The sequence below is a fragment of the Krasilnikovia sp. M28-CT-15 genome (genome assembly GCF_047159595.1).
GTDB lineage: Bacteria > Actinomycetota > Actinomycetes > Mycobacteriales > Micromonosporaceae > Actinoplanes.
Window position 1 is genome coordinate 5992948 of the sequence record NZ_BAAGAK010000001.1, and the last position, 21662, is coordinate 6014609.

General features: G+C 72.0%; 17 protein-coding genes and 2 pseudogenes. 7 read left to right on the top strand and 12 right to left on the bottom strand.

What is annotated here, in order from left to right:
• Positions 1-81: 81 nt before the first annotated feature.
• Positions 82-792 (bottom strand): amino acid-binding protein, encoded by a 711-nt coding sequence (locus ACMCNO_RS27435; RefSeq protein ID WP_412752337.1) that lies wholly within the window; start codon positions 790-792, stop codon positions 82-84.
• A 358-nt stretch (positions 793-1150) separates the two neighbouring features.
• On the opposite strand from ACMCNO_RS27435, the gene ACMCNO_RS27440 reads away from it, so the two are divergent.
• Positions 1151-1900: a pyrimidine reductase family protein gene (locus ACMCNO_RS27440; RefSeq protein WP_412752338.1), complete on the top strand. Its 750-nt coding sequence runs from the start codon at positions 1151-1153 to the stop codon at positions 1898-1900.
• 452 nt (positions 1901-2352) lie between these two features.
• Here ACMCNO_RS27440 and ACMCNO_RS27445 read toward each other — a convergent pair whose 3' ends face one another.
• The 10 genes and pseudogenes from ACMCNO_RS27445 to ACMCNO_RS27490 form a co-directional block, all read right to left on the bottom strand.
• On the bottom strand, positions 2353-3795 hold the full coding sequence (locus ACMCNO_RS27445) for a Pecanex-like protein 1 (protein ID WP_412752339.1): 1443 nt from the start codon (positions 3793-3795) through the stop codon (positions 2353-2355).
• A gap of 96 nt (positions 3796-3891) precedes the next feature.
• Positions 3892-4632 carry a DUF4142 domain-containing protein gene (locus ACMCNO_RS27450; protein WP_412752340.1) on the bottom strand — a complete coding sequence of 247 codons (741 nt, stop codon included), beginning with the start codon at positions 4630-4632 and terminating at the stop codon, positions 3892-3894.
• 288 nt (positions 4633-4920) lie between these two features.
• On the bottom strand, positions 4921-5682 hold the full coding sequence (locus ACMCNO_RS27455) for a hypothetical protein (protein ID WP_412752341.1): 762 nt from the start codon (positions 5680-5682) through the stop codon (positions 4921-4923).
• Positions 5683-5861: 179 nt separating this feature from the next.
• Positions 5862-6638 (bottom strand): zf-HC2 domain-containing protein, encoded by a 777-nt coding sequence (locus tag ACMCNO_RS27460; RefSeq protein ID WP_412752342.1) that lies wholly within the window; start codon positions 6636-6638, stop codon positions 5862-5864.
• Positions 6635-7315: a sigma-70 family RNA polymerase sigma factor gene (locus ACMCNO_RS27465; RefSeq protein WP_412752343.1), complete on the bottom strand. Its 681-nt coding sequence runs from the start codon at positions 7313-7315 to the stop codon at positions 6635-6637. Before ACMCNO_RS27465 ends, ACMCNO_RS27460 begins: the two co-directional genes overlap by 4 nt.
• A 384-nt stretch (positions 7316-7699) precedes the next feature.
• A complete protein-coding gene (locus ACMCNO_RS27470) occupies positions 7700-8671 on the bottom strand; it encodes a hypothetical protein (RefSeq protein ID WP_412752344.1) in 972 nt (323 codons plus the stop codon).
• Positions 8668-9499: pseudogene (locus ACMCNO_RS27475) on the bottom strand (SbcC/MukB-like Walker B domain-containing protein); the annotation flags it as partial. The gene ACMCNO_RS27470 and the pseudogene ACMCNO_RS27475, both read right to left, overlap by 4 nt.
• A gap of 1211 nt (positions 9500-10710) precedes the next feature.
• Positions 10711-11340, bottom strand: a pseudogene (locus ACMCNO_RS27480) (AAA family ATPase); the annotation flags it as partial.
• Positions 11337-12488: an exonuclease SbcCD subunit D gene (locus ACMCNO_RS27485; protein WP_412752345.1), complete on the bottom strand. Its 1152-nt coding sequence runs from the start codon at positions 12486-12488 to the stop codon at positions 11337-11339. The gene ACMCNO_RS27485 and the pseudogene ACMCNO_RS27480, both read right to left, overlap by 4 nt.
• Before the next feature lie 9 nt (positions 12489-12497).
• On the bottom strand, positions 12498-14255 hold the full coding sequence (locus ACMCNO_RS27490; RefSeq protein ID WP_412752346.1) for an ATP-binding protein: 1758 nt from the start codon (positions 14253-14255) through the stop codon (positions 12498-12500).
• Positions 14256-14388: 133 nt separating this feature from the next.
• On the opposite strand from ACMCNO_RS27490, the gene ACMCNO_RS27495 reads away from it, so the two are divergent.
• From ACMCNO_RS27495 to ACMCNO_RS27515, 5 genes are all read left to right on the top strand, one after another.
• Positions 14389-15285, top strand: coding sequence for a DNA-3-methyladenine glycosylase family protein (locus tag ACMCNO_RS27495; protein WP_412753821.1), 897 nt, complete (start codon positions 14389-14391; stop codon positions 15283-15285).
• A 120-nt stretch (positions 15286-15405) separates the two neighbouring features.
• Positions 15406-16692, top strand: coding sequence for a hemolysin family protein (locus tag ACMCNO_RS27500; RefSeq protein WP_412752347.1), 1287 nt, complete (start codon positions 15406-15408; stop codon positions 16690-16692).
• Positions 16693-16898: 206 nt separating this feature from the next.
• The gene (locus tag ACMCNO_RS27505; RefSeq protein ID WP_412752348.1) at positions 16899-17477 is read left to right on the top strand and encodes a GAF domain-containing protein; all 579 of its coding nucleotides are present in this window, start codon (positions 16899-16901) and stop codon (positions 17475-17477) included.
• 571 nt (positions 17478-18048) lie between these two features.
• The gene (locus ACMCNO_RS27510; RefSeq protein ID WP_412752349.1) at positions 18049-18330 is read left to right on the top strand and encodes a hypothetical protein; all 282 of its coding nucleotides are present in this window, start codon (positions 18049-18051) and stop codon (positions 18328-18330) included.
• 260 nt (positions 18331-18590) lie between these two features.
• The gene (locus tag ACMCNO_RS27515) at positions 18591-18803 is read left to right on the top strand and encodes a hypothetical protein (protein WP_412752350.1); all 213 of its coding nucleotides are present in this window, start codon (positions 18591-18593) and stop codon (positions 18801-18803) included.
• Between the two features lie 82 nt (positions 18804-18885).
• On the opposite strand, the gene ACMCNO_RS27520 is transcribed toward ACMCNO_RS27515, so the two are convergent.
• Positions 18886-20004 (bottom strand): MBL fold metallo-hydrolase, encoded by a 1119-nt coding sequence (locus tag ACMCNO_RS27520; RefSeq protein ID WP_412752351.1) that lies wholly within the window; start codon positions 20002-20004, stop codon positions 18886-18888.
• Positions 20005-20141: 137 nt separating this feature from the next.
• Here ACMCNO_RS27520 and ACMCNO_RS27525 point away from each other — a divergent pair, with 137 nt between their 5' ends.
• Positions 20142-21632, top strand: coding sequence for a deoxyguanosinetriphosphate triphosphohydrolase family protein (locus ACMCNO_RS27525; protein ID WP_412752352.1), 1491 nt, complete (start codon positions 20142-20144; stop codon positions 21630-21632).
• Positions 21633-21662 lie beyond the last annotated feature (30 nt).

A 21662-nucleotide genomic window follows, 5' to 3' on the forward strand; every position in this document is an offset into this window, starting at 1 on the left:
CCCCTTCCGGATCGAGTCGCTTGAACCGAAACCTAAGCGTCTCGTGCCGGTGTTACCCAGATATTGCCTGAGCTGGGCGAATTATGAGGGGTCAGTCACAGCGTGGGCGACCGGCGACGCCTCGGCCCGGTCCAGGTGATCACCCAGGATGACCGCGGCGGCGCGGACGAGCTGGGCCACCCGGTCCACCTCGATGACGTGGAACGCGGGGGTCGGCAGCTCCTCGTCGTCCGTCCGGGCGACCACGAGGACGAGCCCCGCGCGGCCGAACGGGGCGACCGCGTACCGGGTGCCGTCGGGGCCGATGAGCGGGCGGGCCCGCAGCGGGGTGACCTCGGGCAGATGCAGCGGTGCCGGGGCGCGCCAGCTCGCGTACGTGACCGTCGGCTCCCCGCCGGAGCGGGCGGCCCAGTCGGCCGGGACCACCGCGGCGGCGGCCCAGTCGGCGGCCAGCAGCCCGGGCACGGCGTCGACCAGCGTGGCCAGGCCGTCGGCCGGGTTCGCGGCCACCTGGGCCAGCAACTCGGCGTCGTGCCCGCCCGATACCGGCGCGCCGATCGCCCGCCAGACCCCGTCGACCTGCACTCCCGGGATCGCGGCGAGGCCGACCAGCAGGCGCTCGACCCGGGAGGCGCCGGGCCAGACCACGGTGAAGTCGTCGACCGCGCGGCCGCCGAGTCGTTCCAGCACCACCACCTGGACGATGTCGGCCCCGGCGACACCGAGTGTCCGCGCGACCTGCCCGAGGGCGCCGGGACGGTCCGGCAGGGTGACCCGTACGCGCAGCAACATGAAGCTCCCTCCCGTCTGGTCGGCACGGCGGAGCCGTCCCGTGGCGAACAGACTGCCGACCCGGCGTTTCACGCCGGTTGCACGAGCGTTGCCCGATCGTCAAGGACGGTGAATTGACCCACCCTGGAGCCTAGACATGTTCCGCCCGCCGCACGACGGACCGGACGGCCGTCCAGCAGAACGTGCGAAGCCCGCCGGGGACACCGCTGACGGGCGGTGAACGTACGCATAGAGTCAGGGGCATGATCTGCCGCGCCTGCCGCGAGCGCCGCCACGACGAGTGCCGGGGCCACTCCTGGTGCGACTGCCAGCACCGGCCGGCGGAGCCCACCCCGCCGGTGACCGGTCCGGCCGGCCCGTGACCCAGCCGTCCGTACGGGCCTGGCCAGGCCCGGATCCGGCCCCGCTGGACGTGGCCGCGCTGACCGAGCTGTACCCCCGCAACCCCGAGCCGACCCTTCGGGTCAACTTCGTCGCGAGCCTCGACGGTGCGGTGGCCGTGGACGGCTTCTCGGCGGGCCTGTCCGGCCCCGCCGACAAGCTGATCTTCGGCACCCTGCGGATGCTCTGCGACGCGCTCGTCGTGGCCGCCGGCACGGTCCGCACGGAGAAGTACGACGCGCTGCGGCTCAGCGCGCCGCGCCGGGACTGGCGCCGCGCCCATGGCCTGCCGGAGTTCCCGCTCATGGTCGTCGTCTCCCGCTTGCTCGACCTCGATCCCGCCCAGGAGGTCTTCTCCGACGCCCCGGTGCGGCCGATCATCCTCACCTGCGCGGCCGCGCCCGCGGACCGGCGGGCCGCCCTGGGCCGGGTCGCGGAGCTGATCACCGTCGGACAGCGGGAGGTCGACCTGGCCGCCGGTCTGGCCGCGCTGCATGCGCGCGGTGCGACACAGCTGCTCTGCGAGGGCGGCCCGGTCCTGTTCGGGGCGCTGACCGCGGCGGATCTGGTCGACGAACTCTGCCTGACGGTGTCACCGCAGCTGGTGGGCGGCACGGTCGGCCGCATCGCGGCCGGGCCGCCGACTCCGCCGCGGGCGATGTCGTTGCGCGGCATCCTGTCCGCCGACGACATGCTCTTTCTCAGGTACGCCCGCAGCGGCCGCTGACCGGCATCGTGCGAGCCCGCCAACGGCGCTGACCGGACCGCGCGGGCACGTCGATGGCCCGGACCGGGCCGTGCGGGCGGATGGCCTCCGGCCGCGCGGACAGATGACCGACCGCGCGGGCTGGCGATGGCCCTGATCCGGCGCGAACCGCGGACGTGCCGATGGCCCTGACCGCGCTCCCGGTCAGGGCCATCGGTGGGGCGATCGGATGTCGGTCCGCGTCGCCCGGCGCCGGAGCTGGTGTTGCCGGTCCGGTTCGGTCCCGCGCCTCCTTTCGTCAGCCGTTTCCGTGTGCCGGTCCGGAGGGCCGCGATGCCGTTCGTCAGGGGGGTGAACGGTCGGCCGGGTCACCGATGGGGGGTCCCCCGGTGGGGGCGTCATCGGCAGGGGATGACGCCCCTCGTGAGGTTCGGTTCCCAGCCGTTGCGGCCGAGGCTCCGGGCTCGTACTGCTTAGTTGCGGCGGTTCTGCTGGTTCTGGTCGTTCTGCTGCTGGCCGTTCTGCTGCTGGCCGCCGTTGTTGTTGCCGCCCTGCTGCTGGCCACCGTTGTTGTTGCCGCCCTGCTGCTGGCCACCGTTGTTGTTGCCGTCGTTGTTGTTGTTGCCACCACCGGCGACCTGAATGCGAACGGCGTCGAACGCCGGGGTCTGGTTGGCGCGCTCCATCATCGGGATCCGGTGCGAACCGTCACCCGCCCACGACGCACACTGCGCGACGCCCTGCTGCGGCAGGCCCGGCACGTTGATCGTCACCTCGTCAGCGCCGCGGCCACCCTTCTTGTCCTCCGTCGCCACGAAGAACGCCGGCACGGGATCGGGCTGGGGAGCCGCGTTCGTGTTGTCCAGCATCCGGCAGGCGGTGTGGAAGTGACCCCGCACGATGCCGCCCTGCAGGACCGAACTCTCCACGTAGTACCCACCCTGACCAGCCGCCAGGAACCGGTCACGAATCAGGTTCCGGGTGCTCACCTTCAGACTGAACGCCTGACCCGCCGCCACCTGCTGCGGCGCGTCAACGATCAACAACGACGGGTTGTTCGCCGCCGAACCAACCTCACCGAACTCGGTCGACACACAACGGTCACCCTTCTGGAAACCGTCATGCGGCTGCAACTGGCTCGTCTTACAGCTGTTCGTCAACACACCCAGACCCGCACCCGGAGGCGGAGCCTGACCATTGTTGTTGTTCCCACCGTTGTTGTTGCCCTGCTGGTTGTTGCCACCCTGCTGGTTGTTGTTGCCACCCTGCTGCTGGCCGTTCTGACCCTGCTGCTGGTTGTTGTTACCGCCCTGCTGCTGGCCGTTCTGACCCTGCTGCTGGTTGTTGTTGCCACCTTGCTGCTGGCCGTTCTGACCGTTCTGCTGCTGGCCGTTCTGACCTTGCTGCTGGCCGTTCTGACCCTGCTGCTGGTTGTTGTTGCCACCCTGCTGCTGGCCATTCTGACCCTGCTGCTGGCCGCCGTTCTGCTGCTGGCCGTTCTGGCCCTGCTGCTGGCCGCCGTTCTGCTGCTGGCCGTTCTGGCCCTGCTGCTGGCCGCCGTTCTGCTGCTGGTTGCCCGCGTTCTGCATCACCCACTGGCGACAGCGGGCCCGCAGCGTCTCCACGCTCGGGACGTCACCCGCGCCGTCGTCGGCGTGCTGGGTCACCTGGCCCTTGTTCGTGGTGTAGGTCCCGCGCCTGGTCTCCGTGGACAGCTTGGTGGACCTCGGGGCCTGAATGTTGTTGCAGGCGGACATGGCGCGCTGGGTCGTGCGGTTCGTGCTCGCGTTGGAGATCTGCGTGACGGTGACGATGCCACCGAAGGCCACAAGCGTGGCCGCCGCGGCGACGATGCGACGCCGTCCGCTGAACCACTTCGACCATTGAGATTCGCGCCGGTACTGCGACCTTCGCATGGTGACACCTTTCTGGGACAAGTGGCGGGCGGTGGAGCCAGCCGGGGGTAGTGCCGTACGGCCTGGTCGGCTGGCCAGGTCGAACCGCTCGCGGACTTAGCGCGCTCGGAAGATGCGCATGGTGGTGATGACGCCGGCGACCAGAGCCGCGGCGAGCACGAGGAGGATCACGGAGGTGTTGATGCCGGGGGCGCTGCTGGTGGCCGCGTTGATCATCCCCGGGTCGACCGGCACCGGGCCCTTGCCGGCCGCGGCGGGCGCCGGGGCGGTGGGCAGCGCGCCGTAGTCGACGATGCCGCTGCTCTCGAGCAGCGTCATGTGCGTCATGACGAACTGGTTGGCCTGCTGCGCCAGCTTGCGCACCGTGTCGTTGCGGGTGCTGGCACGGATCGTCGCGATCGCCGGGAAGATCTTGCCGTGCGCGGCCCGCAACCGGTCGACGTAGATCTGGTCGAACGTCGTGCTGTTGGCGTTCTTCATCTCGTTCAGCCAGAGCTGCTGGTCGTCGTTCGGCTTGTTCGGCAGCGCGATGCCCAGCTTCTTGGCCGCATCGCGGTCGAGCTGGTCGAGCAGCACATGCTGCGCCGAGATGTTCTTGCCGATGTTCTGGACGCGGGGATCCTCGGACTTCTCCTGGGCCATGTTGCCGGCCGGGATCTCCCAGAGCCCGGCGAGCCGGACCTTGACCACGAAGTCCCGGTCAGCGGCGCTGAGGGCGCCGACACCGCGGTCAGTGAGGCCGGTGTTCGGCGGCACGGGCACGTCGCCGGCCCCGGCTGCCCGGGCCACTCCAGCCGGGGCCAGCAGGCCCACCAGCACGGTGGCAAGAGTGCCCACAAGCCAGCGCTGAAGCCGGCGAGAGGGGCGGGCGGCAATCATGTCTCTGTACCTCCGACGATGATCGGTTTATCGGCAGTTCCGGCGGTCGTTTCGACCAGTGCCGGAAACCGTAGGAGCGTCGCTCACCTAATGGCAATGCCGCGAGCGGGAAATTAAGGGAGCGCTTAATGTGGATTTGCAAACTCGCGACCATCCCCGGAATGCTGTCCGAACAGACAACACCCCTGGGTGAAGGCCATTATGGAATTGTTTCCGGGGCCACTGTAGGCGGCCCCGGAACGACACTCAGTAGCTGTAGTCGGCGCCCGCGCCGCCGGACTCGTCGTTCTGCTCCTCATCGTCCGCGGGCGGCGCGACGGGCTTGGAGATCTTGGGCAGGCAGGTCAGGTTCTTGGTGCCGTCCGGCTTCACCACGAACCACTTGCCACCGACGTTCTGGCCCTTCCAGGTACCGGCCTTCTTGTCGCCGATGTAGCGGTACACCGGCCAGTCGCCGATGGTGATCTGCTTGCTGCCGTCGGCCCGGGTGACCGTGCCGACCTCCTTCGGGTCGACTCCGTTGAGCTTGGGCTTGCCATCGGTGGTGAGGGCCGGGGGCCACACCTTGGCGCAGTCACCGTTGCAGTTGGACACGACCTCGGGCTTGATCTTGTCGTCGTCGAAGCGGTACAGCGTGAAGCCGTTCTGATCCTCGACGACCTCCCCCATGCGGGGCACCTTGGTCGCGTTCAGCTCGGTGGTGAGCTTGTCCTCGGGGACGTCGGGCGCATCCTTCTGCGCGGTGTCGTCCTTCTGGGCCTTGTCGTCTTCGCCGGCGACGGCGTCATCGGCCGGAGCGTCCGCGTCGGCGGACGGGTCCAGGTCGTTCGCGGCGGGCTGCGCGCCACCGCTGCCGTAGTCGCCTGCGCTGTAACCGGCGGGCGCGCAACCGGCGAGAGCGAATGCTGCCGCCAGTGCGGCGCCGACGACCATCAACTTCCGCTTCTCCGGTACCACGTCGTCCTCCAGCTGGATCGTCTGTCCGTGTCCGGGCTGTAGTACGCGCACCGTCGCTGCACGGTTGAAGAATCGGCGTAATCAATCCGAGGATTTTTGCCACGCCGACAAGGCACTCGCAGCCCGTGCGCGCGGCCATGCACTCGGTGATGGAATCGCCGGCACCAATGCCGAACGCCCGGCCGGATTGCCCGGCCGGGCGTTCGTTGGTGTTGCTGTGGCGATCGGCGTCAGGGCACGGTGACGAGAGTCTCGGGGACACCCTTGTCGTCGACGGACTGCACCTGGATGTGCGCGATGTCGTCGCGCGGCAGCGCCGTCACCGCCTGCAGCAGCAGGGGTTTCGGGTTGGCCGTCGTGCCCCAGCCCTTCTCCGGCACGGTCCACGTGGTCAGCACCTCGGAGCCGCCGTCGGTCCGGACCGCCAGCAGACGGCAGGTCCGCGGGCCTTTGATGTTGGAGACCGCGAACGACACCTGGGTGCCCCAGTCCTTGCGCTCCAGCGCGACGTCCGCCCGCACCCCGCTCCGGGTGTCCGAGCCGCCGAAACGCTCACCGGTCAACTCCGGGCCGCCGAAGCCCGAGCCACCTTCGGGGAGCGGCAGCGGGTCGAGCTGGCTGGGCCCGCGCGCGGCAGTGGTGGGCTGCTTCGACTGCCCGGGGGCGAACCAGTTGGCGCCCGCGAACAGCGCACCGATCGACAGCATCGCGAAAACCACGACCGCGGCGGCCAGGGAGTACAGCCGGCGGCTGTTCGCCCGGCGCCGCTCGCGGCGCACCTCGCCGATCATCTGCTTGAGTACGACGCCGTCGCGTCGCGATTGTTCCGTGGCGACCAGGGCGTCCGCGTCGACCTCGGACAGAACGTCCACGACCGGCAGGAACGACTCCAGCTCGACCGCGCAGGTCGGGCAGTCGATGAGGTGATCCTCGAAGCGGGCCGCGTCGCGCTCGTCGAGCACCCCCAGTGCGTACGCCGCAACGTCGAAGTGCTGGTCCTGCATCATTCCGTCACCCCCCGTTGCTGCAGGGCCGTACGCAGGGCCCGCAGCGCGTAGTACACGCGCGATTTGGCGGTGCCCAGCGGCAGGCCGAGCACCTCCGCCGCCTCCGGAACGGTCCGGCCGCGGAAATACGTCTCGACGAGGATCTCCCGGTGCGACTGGCTGAGCGTCTTCAGCGCATCGGTGACCGTCATCAGCTGGAGCACCCGGTCCGTGTCGTCCGCCGTACTCGGAAAGCTCTCCAGCTCACGATCGTACGTCTCCGGTGGCCGAGCGCTCACGCTGCGGTGATCGTCGATGGCGATCCGCCGCGCCACCGTCACCAGCCACGGCCGCAGGGACTGCTGCCCCTGGGCGCCGAGCCGGTGGGCGTTGCGCCACGCCCGCAGCAGCGTCTCCTGCACGATGTCCTCGGCGCGCTGCCGGTCGCCACCGGTCAGTCGCAGCACGAACATCAGCAACGGGCCCGCGTGCTCCTCGTAGAGCATCCGGACCAGGGTGTCTTCGTGGTTCGCGGGAGTCGACGCCGCCTCGTGCCGAGGCGCCTGTCGTGGAATCACGCCACCATCCTTGTCCGCCCCGCGGGCTCCCTCGAGAGCCGACCACCGGCCACCGGATCGCTGCTGCGTCATCCCGCACGCCCCGTCCGCCTGGGGCCGGTCGACAACCAGCGCATGCATCGATTCCTCCTGCCGGTGCTTACCCCGTCGCCCTTAGTACGGGCGGGGGCACCTGCCGGGATCAACGCGGACGGGAAAATTTCCCGGAGTCCTGCTGGGCCGCGGGGGCCTGTGGGGATCAAGATTCCTCCGAGTTCCGGGGGCAGAACCGACGCAGGTGAGCGATCACCTTCCATCCATCTGCACCGATATGTGCAGTCGGGCAGGCGAATCATACTCAGCTCGACCGGGCCGTGGAGAATTGCTTCTCAGCGTGCTCGCACACCTACATAGCGCACGAAAATGGCCACGGTGTGGCACCGCTCACACACCGACCGCAAGGATGTGACACGCATGCGAATGACCGGCCTTGCGGGGCTTCGCGCTGGTTCGATGGCGCCGGTGTCAGCGGGCGCGGGAGGTGGCCAGCGTCAGCGCCCGGTGCAACACCCGGGCGTCGCCGAGCAGCCCGCGCAACCGACGTTCCAGCCCGGCGATCGGGACCAGGTTCTGCGGGGCCCGCGGATCCTTGTACGCCGCCGAGGCGAACCGCGGCAACGTCACCCCGGACAGTTCGGCCAGCTCGACGGCCTGCTCCGGGCTCAGCTCCGGCGAGCACTCGACCCGCACCACCCCCGCCCACGGCGCACCGGAGGCGCCCGGCAGCCGCAGATACCACGACCAGCCGCCCCACACCGTGCCGAGCTGGAACACCGGGGTGCGCTGCCCCGCCCGTAGCCCGGTCACCACCGGCGTCAGGGCGGCGGGAAGGTACTGCCGCTGCTGGGTCTTGACGTAGCCGATCGTGCGGGGCAACTGGCGGCGGTTGCGCAGCGGACCGTCGACCACGAGCAGGTCGGTGCCGTCGCTGCCGGAGTCGCGGGCGGCCGCGGACACGTCGATCTCGAGCGCGGTCAGCGGGCCCTGCACCGCAGCGGGCAACTTGCTGGCCTCGCCCGTGCCGCCGACCCGGTGGATCTCATACCGCACCGAGCCGGCCACCACGTCCCCGGCGGTGGGGCTAGCCGTGAACAGGCCCCGGCCCACCCGGGCCCCGGCCAGCTCAGCCACGCCCCGGCGCAGATCACACCGGACCACCCCAGCCGCGTACGAGGCGGCCAGTCCCGCGTACGACTGGCCGTCGTCCTCGGCGGTCCACAGGCCCGCGTCGTTGCGCCGGACGCCGTCCACCAGCAGCACCACGTCCGGGCAGCGCCGCCCGGCGGGCGGGTCGATCGGGGCCCACCGCGCGGCCGGCACCTCCACGTCCGTGTCGACCTGGGCGCTGCTCGGCGCGGCGGGTCCGTCGCCGCTCCCACCGCCCTCGAACGAGGCCCCGTACGCCGGGTCCCACGCGTCGACGAACATCCGGGTCACAGCCCCACCCGGTCCACGTGGGCGGTGCGGGCGTCCTTGTGCACCTCGAAGCGCACCGGCACCCGCTCGGCCAGCGCATTGACGTGGGTGACCACACCGACCATCCGGTCGCCACGGGCGGCCAGATTCTCCAAGGTGGCGGCCACGACGTCGAGGGTCGCCGCGTCCAGGGTGCCGAAGCCCTCGTCCAGCACGATGGACTCCAGGCTGGCCGCGGTGGTCGACATCCCGGCGAGCTGCTCCGAGAGGGCGAGCGCGAGGGCCAGCGACGCCTGGAACGTCTCGCCACCCGACAGCGTGCGCACCCCACGGCGCAGCCCGGCGTCGTGGTGGTCGACGACGAAGAACTCCCCCTTGTCGTGTACGAGGTCGTACTGACCGCCGGTGAGTTCGCGCAGGATCCGGGAGGCGCCGTCGACCAGCAGGTCCAGCGCCTCCTCCAGCAGCCAGCGTTCGAAGTTGTTGGCTCGCAGATGACCGGCCAGCGCCTTGGCGACCCGGCCGTCGCGCAGCAGGGCGGCGCGTTGCCCGGACAGCTCGCGGGCCTGCTCCCGGCGGTCCACCAGCCGTTGCCAGGCCGCCTGCGCCCGCTCGGCCGCAACCGCCGCCGCCCGGATCAGTTCGGCATCGCCCGCTGCCCCGGCCACTGCACGACCAGGCCCCAGAACCGACTGGCCCGCACCGGCGCCACCCGCCCCAGCGCCGCGCGAAGCGAGCCCGCCCGCACCGGACCCGCCCGAAGGGGACCCGCCGGAACCCGACCGTCCGGAACCCGACCGTCCGGAACCGGGACCACCCGCCCGCGGTGTCGGCACGCCCACGCGCGGGAAGGGCACCTCGGCCTCGGTGAACAGATCCCGCACCGCCTCGTATGCCTGCAAGGTCGCCTGATGCGCGGCCATGACGGTCGCATCCGCCTCGCTGCGGGCCCGTTCCCGCCGCCCGCGCTGCTCCGCTGCCCAGCCGACCAGCGCGGCCCAGGCGCCCGCCAGGTCGTCGCGGTCCGCGGGCGGCGGACTGAACCGGGCGACCGCGTCCCGGGCGGCGTCGAACGCCCGCCACGCGCGGCGCTGCTGATCCTCGGCGGCCTCGGCCGCCGCCTGGGCGCGGCGCTGCTGCTCGCGGGCCGCGCGGACGGCACCACCGGCGTCTTCCAACCGCCGCTGTAGCCGGGTCAGCTCCGTCAGCCGGGAGCGCAGCGCCTCGGCCCCGGGGGAGTCCGCGAGCCCGTCGCGGACCTCGGCGAGCCGGGCGAGGTGGTGCTCGTACTGGGCACGCTTGCGTTCCAGGCCGCTCTCCAGCTTGCGCGCCACCGCGTCCCGCTCCCGGAACGCCGTGGAGGCGACCTCGGCGGCGGCCCGCGCCGCCCGGCCGGTGGCCTCGGCCGCCTGCACCGCCGAGCCCTCCGGTACGGGCGGGACGTGCTCGACGGGGCGCAGGCAGACCGGGCAGTCGTCGCCCGCGGACAGGTGGGCGCGCAGGGCGACCGCACGGTCCAGCCGCTGCGCCTCGGCGTATTCCACCCGGGCCTGCTCCAGCAACTGCTCGGCGCCCGTCGCCGCGGCCCGGGCCAGCTCCGCCGCCGCGGCGGCATCGCGGAACTCCACCTCGGCGACGCCGACCTCGCCCGCGAACCAGTCCGCCTGCTCGGTCAGCCGATCGAACTCCGCGTGCCGGTCCATCAGCAACCGGAGCGCCGCCGGATCCCCAGCGGCGGCCAGCTCGCCGCGTACCTTCTCCTCGTGCTCCTCGGCGGCGCGCACCGACGCCGCGGAGTCGGCGGCGGCGCTGCGGGCCGCGGCGCTCGCCTCGGCTGCCGCGGCACTCGCGGGCGGCGTGCGCACCTCGCCGAGGTCGGACAGTTCGGCGTCCAGGCCGTCGCGAGCCCCCGCGGCTGCCTCCTCGGCCTCACGGGCGGCGCGCAACCCCGGCACCGCGGCCTCGACCGCCGCCGTCAGTTCCGTCATGGCGTCGCGCCGGGACTGGGCCGTGTCCACCGCGGCGTCGTCCGCGTCGGCCAGCCCGGCCAGCACCTGGTCGAGCGTCGTCAGCTGGGCCTCGGACCTGGTGGCCCGGGCCGTCGCGCGGGCCTGAATCTCCTCGTAGACGTGCAGGCCGAGCAGGTTGACCAGGATCTGCTGGCGGGTGGCGGGCTTGGCATGCAGGAAGTCGGCGAACTGGCCCTGCGGCAACACCACACAGCTGGTGAACTGCTCGTACGGCAGCCCGACCGCGTCGACGATCGCCCGGTCCATCTCCGCCGGTGTCCCGGCCAGCACCTCGCCCAGATCCTCGAGGCTCATCCCGGTGTCGAGCCGGGTCGCGTCGAAGCCCGGTGGCATCAGCTGCAGGCCCGCGCTGACGGTCTTCGCATTGCCGCGGGCGTCGCGACGCACCACCCGGGTCGCCACATACCGGGCGCCGGCCGACTCGAAGACCAGCCGGACCCGCGCCTCGGTGGCCGACGGCGCGAGGGCGTTGCCGATCCCCCGGGTGCCGCCCCACCGGGGCACCGTGCCGTACAGGGCGAAGCAGATGCCGTCGAGCACCGTGGACTTGCCCGAGCCGGTGGGACCGACCAGCGCGAAATAGTCCGCGTCGGTGAAGTCGACCGTGGTCGGGTCGCGGAACACCGTGAACCCGGCCAGGTCCAGCCGCAGGGGTCTCATGAGCTCTGACTCACCTCGTCGTACAGCTCGTCGAACAGCTCGCGGACACCGTCGTCGGCGCCGCCGCGGCTGTCCAGGTAGTCGCCGAACAACTCGCGCGGCGAGCGCCCGGCCCGCTGGGCCATCCGCTGACCAGCCAGGTCCGGGATCATGTCGGGGTCGATGCGCACTTCCAGTGCGTTGGGCAGCAGCTCCTGCACGTCCTCACGCAGACCCACCCGGGGCGCCTCCCGGACGTAGACACGCAGCCACGCGTCCGGCTGCTGCACCGTACCGAGCTGCTCCAGGGTGCCACGAACCGTACGCAGCGAGCGCGCCGACGTCACCGGCACGTGCCGGACCCGGGCCGCACGATCGGCCGCCACGTCGATGACGGCCACCGAGCAAACGTTCTCTTCCTCGCCGAAGTCGATCGCCAGTGGGCTGCCGCAGTAGTGCACCGGGCACGCGGCGTTCACCTGCTGCGCACGGTGCAGGTGACCCAGTGCCACGTAGTGCGTGTTCGCCGGGAACACCGTGGCGGGCACGGCGTACCCCATGACGCAGTGGGCTTCCCGTTCGCCGCCGCCCGCGGCCGCCCCGACGATGGTGAGGTGCGCGGTCAGCAGGTTGACCACGCCGGGGGCGTCGAAGCCCTCGCTGAGCCGGGTGATCAGGCGGGCGATGTGGTCGGCGTAGGTCTGGCTGGCTTCGGCGGCGGTCAGTTCATACATCTCGGCGGCCCGGATCGCGTACCGCTGGGAGAGGAACGGGAGGGTGACCAGCTGCCACGGCTCGCCTCCGGCGGTGCGGCCGGTGACCACCAGCTCGGCGGGGTCGTCGCGGACCGTACCGCGCAGCACGATCCCGGCCGCCTCCGCCCACGGCCGCAGCGCGTCCAGCGCCTGGCCGTTGTCGTGGTTGCCACCGATCGCCACGACCTGCGCCCCGGTGCGGCGCAGGGCGCTCAGCGCCCGGGTCACCACCCGGGTGGCGTCCGGGGAGGGAGCCGCCGTGTCGTACAGGTCGCCCGCGACGACGATCAGATCCGGCTGCTCCTCCCGCGCGATGTCCACGACCTGGGCGAGCACGCGGATGTGCTCGTCGTGGCGGGACCGGCCCTTGAGGACCTTCCCCACGTGCCAGTCGGAGGTGTGCAGGATGCGCATCGCGAAACCTTAGAACGGAATCTCGTCGTCCGACGAACCGTTGCGGCCGCCGACGACTGCGAACGGGTCGGCACCCTGCACGATCGAGCGCATGGTGCCCGACGGCGGCGCCCCGGCCTCCGAGGCCCGGGTCGCCCACGCCGGGAACGGGAACTCGACGCACAGCGGCACCGGAATGTCGGGCTGGTTGACGAACATCGTGCCGGGCCGCGCCAGCAGGGCCCGCTGCCGCTGGGCGGGCGGGAGGAAGCCGTACTCCGGGCGGGACGCCTCGGCCGGGTCGAGGCGGCCCACCACCCGGATCGCCGAGTTGGTCACGATGCGGCGTTCCACCTCGCTGGCGGTCTGCTGGGCGCCGATCAGGATGACCCCCAGGGACCGGCCGCGCTCGGCGATGTCGAGCAGCACCTCCTTGATCGGGGAGGTGCCCTCGCGTGGGGCGTACTTGTTCAGCTCGTCGAGCACCACGAACAGCAGGGGCTTGGCCGTGCCCGCCTTCTCCTTGCGCTCGAACTCGGTCTTGAGTGTCACGCCGACCACGAAACGTTGCGCCCGGTCCGGCAGATTGTGCAGGTCGACGACCGTGACCTGGGCGCTGTCGGCGGTCGAGACGGCATGCGGGCGGCGGGTCGCCAGGTCGCCGCGGATCAGCCGGGCCAGGTCCTTCTTGCTGCCGATCAGGCGGCGGGCGAACGCGTTGACCGTACCCATGTTGATGGCGCTGCCCGCCCAGGTGGCCCGGGTCTCATCGTCCGTGAGCTGATCGACCACATGGTCGACCAGGTCGCCGTACGTGCCGAGACGGACCCCGTCGATGCTGACCCCGCCCTCGGCGGGCACCGCGTGCCGGGCCAGATGCGCGGCGACCGAGTGCACCACCATCGTGTACTGCTGCCGCTCGTCGTCGGCGTCCGCGAAGACGTACGGCAGCAGGCGGTTGGCGCAGAACTCCTCGAGCGTCCAGTAGAAGCTGTCCACCCCGGTCAGGCGGCTCTGCACGTCCGGCGCGCCGGAGGAGTCGCCGGCCCGCGGCGGGGCGTAGACCCGGATGTCCGGGAAGGCGGTGGCGGGCAGCCCGAGCTGTGCATAGGCCGCGACGGTGGACTCGTCCAGCTTGGTGTTGGGGTGGTCGAGGAAGAGCAGATCCTCCCCCTTGACGTTGAAGATCAGCGCCTTGGCGTTGACCGCGTCGCCGCCCAGCGTGCCGGAACGGAACACCGAATAGAGCAGGAAGGTGGCGAAGCTGGTCTTCGTCGCCACGCCCGAGATGCCGGAGATCGACACGTGTGCGCCGCGGGTGCCGTCGAGGAAGTCCGCGTTGAGGAAGACCGGCACCCCGTCCCGCCCGGTGCCCATCGGCACGCGGCGCTCCATCCGGTCGAAGTGCAGCGCCGCGTCGCGGGCCTGCCCGGTCGCCCGGTGCACCAGCGCGCCGGGGGCGGGTGGCACGTACAGCTCCGGGTCGACCCGGGTGGTGGTGATCTCGGCCGCCTCCTGGGTGAGGGCGGGCAGGGTGCCCTCGGCGATGGCGAAGACGTCGGAGTCGAACTGGGCGCCCTCGTGCCGGGCCCGGACCTGGGTGACCACCCCCGCGATGGTGACCGGCTCGCGGTCGGGCAGCTCGCGGCGGGTCACCACGACGTCGTCGAGCTGCAGGTAGCTGCCGGGGGTGACGGCAGTCCAGAACTGCAGCGGGGTGGCGTCGGCGGTGCCGAGCACCCGGCCGACCGGGGTGGACGCGGGGGTTTCGTCTGACACGCCGACCATGGTGCACCAGCCGTACGACAGGAGCGGAACGGCATGGCCGTTGCGGGGTGTCGCCCCGCGCTCCCAGGTCCGCTCAGGTGGTGCGGTGCGGCACGTTTGTGCGGTGCGGCGTGGCAGAGTGGCGCGGGTGAGCGTGACCCGTCGCCTGCGACTGCCCGAACGGTACCGGTTCGCCGGATCCGTCGGTTCGCTGACCCTGGGCCACCACGACCCGTGCGGCCACTTCGTGGGCGCCGACTTCTGGCTCGCGGCCCGGACCCCCGACGGCCCGGGCACGTTGCACCTGGCGCCGACAGGCGGTGAGCTGGCCACGGAGGCGTACGGGCCCGGGGCGGCCTGGCTGGCCGAGCGGGCGGACGCCATCGCGGGGCTGCGCGACGACGTGACCGGCTTCGCCGCGCTGGCGACCGCGCACCCGGCGGTGGCCCGCCTGGCGGTCACGTTCCACGGGCTGCGGATGCCCGCCACCGGGCTGGTCTTCCCCCGGCTGCTGCGGGCGATCCTGGAGCAGAAGGTGACCGGCCGGGAGGCACACCGGGCGTACCGGGCGATCTGTCGTCATTTCGGCGAGCCGGCGCCGGGCCCCGTGCCGTTACTGCTGCCACCCGATCCGGCGGCGGTGGCCGGCACCCCGTACTGGACGTTTCACCCGTTCGGGGTGGAGCAGCGACGGACCCAGGCGCTGCTGCGCGCGGCGCAGGCGGCGGCGCGGCTGGAGCGGTGCGCGGACAGCGCCGAGGCGACCCGCCGGATGACCGCGATCCCCGGGATCGGCCCATGGACGGCCGCCGAGGTCGTCCGGACCGCGTACGGGGATCCCGACGCCGTGAGCGTGGGCGACTTCCACATCCCGAACACGGTGGCCTGGGCGCTGGCCGGTGAGGCGCGCGGCACGGACGCCCGGATGCTGGAGCTGCTGGAACCGTTCCGGGGCCACCGCGGCCGGGTGTGCGACCTGCTGGCGGCCGGCGGGATCGGGGCACCCCGGTTCGGCCCGCGCATGCCGATCCGCTCGTTCGCCCGGTTCTGATCGATCGGAGCCCGCTTTTCGAATCCGCGCGGCTGTGACCCGCCTGCCGAGAGGTGGGTGGCGCGCATGGTCGCTACCGTGTGCGACTGAGATCGATTCGCCGAGGGGCGTGGTTCTGTCGTGAGTGGCATAGGCGGGCAGCTCGTGCTCGTTCTCGTACTGGTGCTGGTCAACGCGGTCTTTTCGGGCAGCGAGATGGCGCTGGTGTCGTTGCGTGACAGCCAGGTCCAGCGGCTGGAACGGTCGTCGCGGCGCGGCCGGGTGCTGGCGCGGCTGGCCCGCGACCCGAACCGTTTTCTGGCCACGATCCAGATCGGCATCACCCTGGCGGGGTTCCTGGCCTCGGCGTTCGCCGCGGTGTCGCTGGCCGAGCCGCTCATCGAGCCGCTGAGTTTCCTCGGCGCGGCGGCGCGGCCGACAGCGATCGTGCTGGTCACGGTCGTGTTGACGTTCGTCACGCTGGTGTTCGGGGAGCTGGCACCGAAGCGGATCGCGATGCAGCGTACGGAAGGCTGGTCGCTGCTGGTGGCGCGCCCGCTGGACGTCCTGTCCACGATCAGCCGCCCGGTGGTGTGGCTGCTCAGCATCGCCACGGACCTCACGGTACGGCTGGCCGGCGCGGACCCGAAGGCGCAGCGCGAGGAGGTGACGACGGAGGAGATCCGGGACATGGTCGCCGCCCGCCAGGAATTCTCGGCGGAGCAGCGCACGATCATCAGCGGGGCGTTCGAGATCGCCGACCGCATCCTGCGGGAGATCCTGGTGCCCCGGCGGGACGTGCAGACCCTGCCGACGGGCATCGCGGCGGACCAGGCGCTCCGGATGCTCATGGACACGGGCCATTCCCGCGCGCCGGTGGTGGGCCCGGCCGGTCTGGACGACGTGCTGGGCGTGGTGCACCTGCGCGACCTCATCGACGCGCGGGGCACGGCGGACGCGGTGGCCCGGCCGGGGCTGTTCCTGCCCGAGACGCTGCGGGTCTCCGACGCGCTGCGCCAGCTGCGGGCCGAGCGCCAGCAACTGGCCATGGTGGTGGACGAGCGCGGCGCGATCGACGGGATCATCACGATGGAGGACCTGGTCGAGGAGATCGTCGGCGAGATCTACGACGAGACGGACCGGGACGTGCAGGCGGTGGTGCGCGAAGCGGACGGGGCGTTGCTGCTGCCGGGGTCGTTCCCGATCCACGACCTGCCCGACATCGGCTTCGACGCCTCCACCCCGGACGAGGGCGACTACACCACGATCGCGGGCATGGTGCTGGCCGCGCTCGGCCACATTCCGACCGAGCCCGGGGAGGTGGTGACGTTGCCGCAGTTCACCGCGGAGGTGGTCGAGGTGACCGGCCGCGCGATCACCCGCGTCCGCCTGCGCGCGCTGCCCCGCGACGAGGAGCCGGACGCCTGACGCGCGGCCCCCGCGTGGGTGAGCGGCGACGGGCAGGCCCACACGGCCGCGCCGGGCCGTCCATCCCACGCCGCGACTCACCGGGGCGTTCACCCGTGCGGGGGATGATCGGGCGATTGTGGCCTTCACGGGGCATTGGGGGCGTGCCCGGACGGTCATTAGGCTCGCGGTGACCGTGAGCGACCACTGTGTGAGGTGGATCCGACGTGACCAACAGCAACCCCGTCTCGCCGGAGGCGTACGAGTATCTCGACGGCGTCGCCCCGGGTGAGCGCGAGCGGCTGACGGCGGTGCGCCGGTATCAGCTGGTGGATCAGCCGGCCGAGGAGGCGTACGTACGGATCGCGTTCGTCGCGGGCGCGGTGTTCGACACTCCGGTCGCCACGGTGTCCCTGGTGGAGCAGGACCGGGTCTGGCTGGCCGGGTGCGTGGGCCTGACCGGAGTCCGGGAGGTCGGCAAGGAGCCGGGCCTGTGCGCGTCGGTCATCCAGCAGGACGACGTCTATGTGATCAACAATGCGGCGGTGGACCCGCGTACGCTCGCTCACCCGCTGGTCCGCGGCGAGCTGGGTCTCCGCTTCTACGCCGCCGCGCCGATCCACACCTACGACGGACACCGCCTCGGCACGGTGAACGTCATCGACAACCGCCCGCGCGAGGCGAGCCCCCGTCAGCTGGCGGCGCTGGAGCATCTGGCCGCGATGGTGACCGACGAGCTGGAGCTGCGACTCATGGTGGTGCGCAGCGCGGCGGCGGAGCAGCGGATGCGCGACAACGTGCACTGACCGCCCCGGCCGGGCACCCGGTGCACGGTGCTGAGGCGAAAGGACGGACGTCGGGCGCCTCGAGGGCGGTCGGTACCGGTTCCGCAACCCCGGCGGGCCGCCACGTTCACTTGCCGCGTGTTTATCCAAATGCGGCGAACCGGACGACATGTGGGGGGATCACCAGGGCGGCAGCGCGCTCGGCGCCGCATCCGGGCGCGGCGGACGGCCGGGAACCGCGGGGCGCCGGGGACCCCGACCCTCGCCGGGTGCCAGCGTCGAAGCTACTCCCTCGAGTTCCCTCGCTCTGTTTCGTCCCGGAATGTCCTGATAGTCGAGCGCATCGAAGCCGGTCAGCCGCGGGCACCGTCGGCCCACACGACCCCGACATCTGATCGACGAACCTCGAACTGTGCAGCTCAAGCGGGCCCTCCGGCTCCCCACACGACCGCGGACAGCCGTCACGCTCGAACCATCCACCTCGCTTGTTGCTACCTAGCAGGTTTTCGTGGACCATGGAGTGCAAAGCGGTCACTCGGTGACGAAACCCCGACCACCGTCCCCGGGCCGCTTCATCCCCAAGGAGGGCGCAATGGTCACCACCAACCAGCGCCACATGATTCGGACCCAGGTCCGGCTCGTCGACCCCGAGGGCACCTCGCGGGTCACGACGTGCCGGGACGTGTCCCCGGCCCGGCGGCGTCGGCGGCACGCGCAGTGCCGGACCCGGCCGGTTCGCCGGATCGTCCGTGTGGCGATCGCATCGCGGGCCGCAGCTCCGCGGTGGCTCGTCTACCTGCAGGTCGTGCTCGGGGTGGGCGCCTCCGTGGTGACCATCGCCCGGACTCTGATCGAGCTGTTCCACCGCGGCTGATCGCCGTCGTCCACGTCGGAACGGGTTCGTTGAGGACAGCGGACAGGCGCGGCAGAGTACGAACTGGACCGCAAGATACACGAGCGTCGGATAGCCGACAGAAAACTATGCCGGCGTCCGTACCTCGAACCCGGTTTTATGGGTTTTCATGCCGCTAAATCCCCTAGCTTCGGGCGATCTCGGCACCCCACACTGATGTGCGTCCGGCACCGCCCCGCCTCTCCTTGGGGGTTCGCATGACGAACGACCCGAGTTCCGCCGTGAGTGTCGCAACCATCGTGACGGCCGCCACCGTCGTCGCCATCGGCTACCGCATCGGCCGCGCACACGCGGCCTGGCGCGATGTCCGCGCCGCCAAGCGGGACGTCCCGGCAAAGCGCCGCGTCGCCTGGGGACACACCCGGGGGATCCTGCTGACGGCGTTCGCCATCGTGGCCATCCTGCTGGCCAGCGCCTACGACGCCGCGCACTGAAGCGGCCCGGGATTCTCCCGCCGAGCCACACCACGGCCTCGACCGACATGCCGTGTACGGTCGGCCGCCGGTGCCGGGCCGGTCAGCCGATCTGCTGCCACCAGCCGTCCACCGCGGGCGGGTCGTCCACGTCGACCCGCTCACCGGGGCGCGGCACGGCGAGCCGCACGTCGCGCGCCTTCGCCTCGGCCCAGGTGCGGTCGGCGGGCTCCGCCCAGTCGTGCAGCGCCAGGTTGAACGTCGCCCAGTGGACCGGGATCATCAGGCCGCCGCGCACGTCCACATGAGTGGCGACCCCGTCCTCGGGGAACATGTGGATGTCCGGCCAGGCGTCGCCGTACGCGCCGACCTGCACCAGCGTCACGTCGAACGGCCCGTGCTGCGCACCGATCTCGGCGAAACCCGGGAAGTAGCCCGTGTCGCCACTGTAGAACGCCTTGCGGGTCGGCCCGGCGATCACCCAGGAGGCCCACAACGTCTCGTCGCGGGCGAAGCCGCGCCCGGAGAAGTGCCGGGCCGCCGTGGCGACGAACTCGACCCCGGCGACGGTCACCCGCTCGTTCCAGTCCAGCTCGACGATCCGGGCGGCGGGCACCCCCCACCGCTCCAGGTGGGCGCCCACCCCCAGCGGCACCAGGAACGGGGCGGCCTGCAAGTCGACGAGGTTGCGGATCGTCGGCATGTCCAGGTGGTCGTAATGGTCGTGCGAGATCAGCACCGCGTCGATCGGGGGCAGGTCGCGCAGCGGGACGGGCGGCTCGTGCAGGCGCTTGGGGCCGAGCAGCCGCGACGGCGAGCACCGGTCGCTCCACACGGGGTCGAGCAGCACCCGGCGGCCCTCGATCTCCACGAGCGCGGACGAGTGGCCGTACCAGGTGACGAAGAGGCCGTCCGAGGCGCCGCCGGTGTCCGGGCGCAGCACGGGGATCGGTCCCGAGGGGCGCCGTCGCTCGCGGTCGCTCATCGCGGCGGCGGCCACCCGCGGCATCGACGCGGCCGTCAGCTCCGTAGCCGGGACGGTGTTGCGGAACCTGCCGCCGGAGAACTGCGGCGAACGGTGGACCCGGTCCCGGCGCTCCCCGCTGGCCCGGGCCCCCAGCTGGGCCGGAACGTCCCGGGCGGCCCACACCGCCGCAGCGCCCAACGCCAGCGCCACCCACATCCCGGTACGCCCCCGGCGTCCGCCTGCCTGTTCCGCCATCCGCACGGCCCCCTTCTGATGCCCCGGGTCACAAGTCTGACGGTCGGCAGCCACCGGGCGCCACCGACGTATTGGGATCTCCGTCACCGTCGGTGGATGCCGCCGGGACGCACCGGCGCCGGCGTACCCTCGCGCCCATGGATGATCCGCGCGCCCGGCGCCTGTTCGGCGAGAGCCTCGTCGCCCCGGGCGACCTGGCGGCCAGCCCCTTCCGGGTGGACCGTGACCGGATCGTCAGTTCCCCGTTCTTCGCCCGCCTGGCCGGGGTCACCCAGGTGATCAGCCCGGGCGGCGCGGGCCTGCTGGTGCACAACCGGCTCACCCACAGCCTGAAGGTCGCGCAGGTCGCCCGGGCCGTCGCCGAGCGCCTCGCCGCCGACCCCCGGTACGCCGACCTGCTGGAGAAGCTGGGCGGATGCGAGCCGGACGTGGTCGAGGCGGCGGCCCTGGCCCACGATCTCGGCCACCCGCCGTTCGGTCATCTGGGCGAGCGGGTGCTGGATCAGCTCGCCCGGCAGCGGCTGCGGCTGCGCGACGGGTTCGAGGGCAACGCGCAGTCGTACCGCATCGTGACCAGCACCGAGATCCGCGGCCAGGCCACGATCGGGCTCAACCTCACGGCAGCGGTGCGCGCCGCCATCCTGAAGTACCCGTGGACCCGGCGCACCCACCCGGAACCGCACCCGCGCTTCATGGACCCGGCGCCGCGCGGGGCGGCCCCGCCGCCGGACGATCCCGAGGGCGGGTCGCTGAAGTTCGGGGCGTACTCGACGGAGATCTCCGACGTGGTGCAGGCGAGGCTGCCGTTCGCGGGGCGGGTGGCCGACTGGCAGCAGACCCCCGAGGCATCCGTGATGGACACCGCCGACGACATCGCGTACGCCATCCACGATCTCGAGGATGTCCACCGGGTCGGCGTGTTGCAGCAGGGCGCGGTGGCGGCCGAGCTGATGGCCTGGCAGCGCGCGCCGCGGTGGGCACTGGACGAGGAAGCGCAGGACGAGCGCCGGCCCGGCAGCGCGATCGAGTCGTTGCGCCGCCAGCTGCACCGCAAGGACGGCTGGATGGCCGACGACGACGCGTTCGCGGCCGCGGTCGAGCATGTCCGCGCCGAGTTGGTGGACGGGCTGCTGGCGGCGCCGTTCGACGGGTCGCTGGAGGCCGAGGCCCAGGTGGCCGCGTTCTCCGCGTCGTGGACCCGGCGGCTGGTCGAGTCGATCGAGGTGGTCGCGCAGCCCGCCGTCCGATCCGGGCATGTGGCGCTCGCCCCGGCCCAGTGGCACGAGGTGCAGGTCCTCAAGTTCGTGCAGAACCGGTTCGTGCTGGCCCGCCCGGATCTCGCGCTGCATCAGCGCGGCCAGGCCCGGCTGCTGGCGTCGCTGGTCGAGGCGCTGCTGGCCTGGCTCACCGACCCGGACGAGGCGGAACGGCTGCCGCGCCGGATCCGCGACCTGGTGGAGCTGGGTGAGGCGGAGCTGCCGGAGGGCACCCCGGACCGGATCGGCCGGGCCCGCGGCCGCGCGGTGATCGACTTCGTGGCGGCTCTCACGGACGGGCAGGCGGTGGGGCTGATGGAGGCCCTGTCCGGCCGGACCCGCCAGCTCTGGACCGACGCCTTCGTGCTCTGACTCCATGCTTCCCAGGCGTTCGCCGTGGGT

Bases quoted from the DNA above. Each gene is read 5' to 3' on its own strand.
- ACMCNO_RS27435 (WP_412752337.1), bottom strand. From the start codon at position 792: ATGTTGCTGCGCGTACGGGTCACCCTGCCGGACCGTCCCGGCGCCCTC.
- ACMCNO_RS27510 (WP_412752349.1), top strand. From the start codon at position 18,049: ATGGTCACCACCAACCAGCGCCACATGATTCGGACCCAGGTCCGGCTC.
- ACMCNO_RS27465 (WP_412752343.1), bottom strand. From the start codon at position 7,315: ATGCATGCGCTGGTTGTCGACCGGCCCCAGGCGGACGGGGCGTGCGGG.
- ACMCNO_RS27525 (WP_412752352.1), top strand. From the start codon at position 20,142: ATGGATGATCCGCGCGCCCGGCGCCTGTTCGGCGAGAGCCTCGTCGCC.
- ACMCNO_RS27485 (WP_412752345.1), bottom strand. From the start codon at position 12,488: ATGCGCATCCTGCACACCTCCGACTGGCACGTGGGGAAGGTCCTCAAG.
- ACMCNO_RS27445 (WP_412752339.1), bottom strand. From the start codon at position 3,795: ATGCGAAGGTCGCAGTACCGGCGCGAATCTCAATGGTCGAAGTGGTTC.
- ACMCNO_RS27460 (WP_412752342.1), bottom strand. From the start codon at position 6,638: ATGATGCAGGACCAGCACTTCGACGTTGCGGCGTACGCACTGGGGGTG.
- ACMCNO_RS27490 (WP_412752346.1), bottom strand. From the start codon at position 14,255: ATGGTCGGCGTGTCAGACGAAACCCCCGCGTCCACCCCGGTCGGCCGG.
- ACMCNO_RS27520 (WP_412752351.1), bottom strand. From the start codon at position 20,004: ATGGCGGAACAGGCAGGCGGACGCCGGGGGCGTACCGGGATGTGGGTG.